The sequence below is a fragment of the Rhodococcus sp. NPDC059968 genome (assembly GCF_042738615.1).
Taxonomy (GTDB): Bacteria; Actinomycetota; Actinomycetes; order Mycobacteriales; family Mycobacteriaceae; genus Rhodococcus_F.
Window position 1 is genome coordinate 1 of the sequence record NZ_JBHWUE010000289.1, and the last position, 1,126, is coordinate 1,126.

Here is a 1,126-nt window from a genome sequence, read left to right on the forward strand (position 1 = left end):
TGCTCGATGATCCGGCGGTCGGTGCGGAGGTGGCGGGATCGTCTCCGGCACCGGTGACCGATGCGGAGCGAATGCTCCCGGTCCGGGAGCAGCATCCGGCGTACGTGATTTACACGTCGGGCTCGACGGGTGTGCCGAAGGGTGTGGTGGTCTCGCACCAGGGGTTGGCGAATCTGGTGGCCGAACAGTGTGCCCGGTTCGGGCTCGGTCCGGATGCGCGGGTGTTGCATGTCGCATCAACGAGTTTCGATGCGGCGGTGCTTGAGCTGTTGTGGGCGTTCGCGGCGGGTGGGCGGCTGGTGATTGCACCGCCGACAGTCTACGGCGGTAGCGAGTTGGCGCAGATTCTGTTGCGCGAGAAGGTGACCCATATAGCGCTGACGCCCGCAGCTCTGGGGACGGTCGATCCGGCCGGGCTCGACGATCTCGGGACCGTCGTGGTCGGTGGCGAAACGTGCCCGCCGGACCTGGTGTCGCGGTGGGCACCGGGCCGGCGGATGGTCAACACATACGGTCCGGCCGAGGCGACGATCCAGTCGAATGCCGGTGCGGCGATGAGGGTGGGGGAGCCGGTGACGATCGGGGGTCCGATCCGCGGCGTGCGGCAGGTCGTGCTCGATGCGTGGTTGCGGCCGGTTCCGATCGGGGTGGTCGGGGAGTTGTATTTGGCGGGTCCGGGTCTGGCCCGCGGATACCGTAACCGGATGGGTTTGACGGCGTCGCGGTTCGTGGCGGACCCGTTCGGGGGCCCGGGGCAGCGGATGTATCGGACCGGGGATCTGGTGCGGTGGTCGCGGCTCCCGGAGGGGGGTCTGACTCTCGACTATGTCGGTCGATGCGATCTGCAGGTCAAGGTTCGTGGTTTCCGGATCGAGCTCGGCGAAATCGAATCGGCTCTGGTTGCCTGCGCGGGTGTGGCCCGGGCGGTGGTGACAGTGCACGGGGACGGCACCACCGGCGACCGGTTGATCGGGTACGTGGTGCCCGAGCCCGGGGTCGACCTCGACACGGTAGCGGTCCTTACGTTCGTGGGCGAGCGGTTGGCCCCGCACATGGTGCCCGCGACCGTGATGGTCCTCGATGCCCTGCCCCTCACGGCGAACGGCAAACTCGACCGCGCTGCATT

Annotated in this window: 1 protein-coding gene; it reads left to right on the forward strand. The window is 68.2% G+C overall.

Going from position 1 to position 1,126, the window contains the following annotated elements; all coding sequences use genetic code 11:
* Positions 1-1,126, forward strand: a 1,126-nt coding sequence (locus ACFWAY_RS53890) for an AMP-binding protein (RefSeq protein ID WP_378516556.1), incomplete at both ends; no start/stop codon positions are given.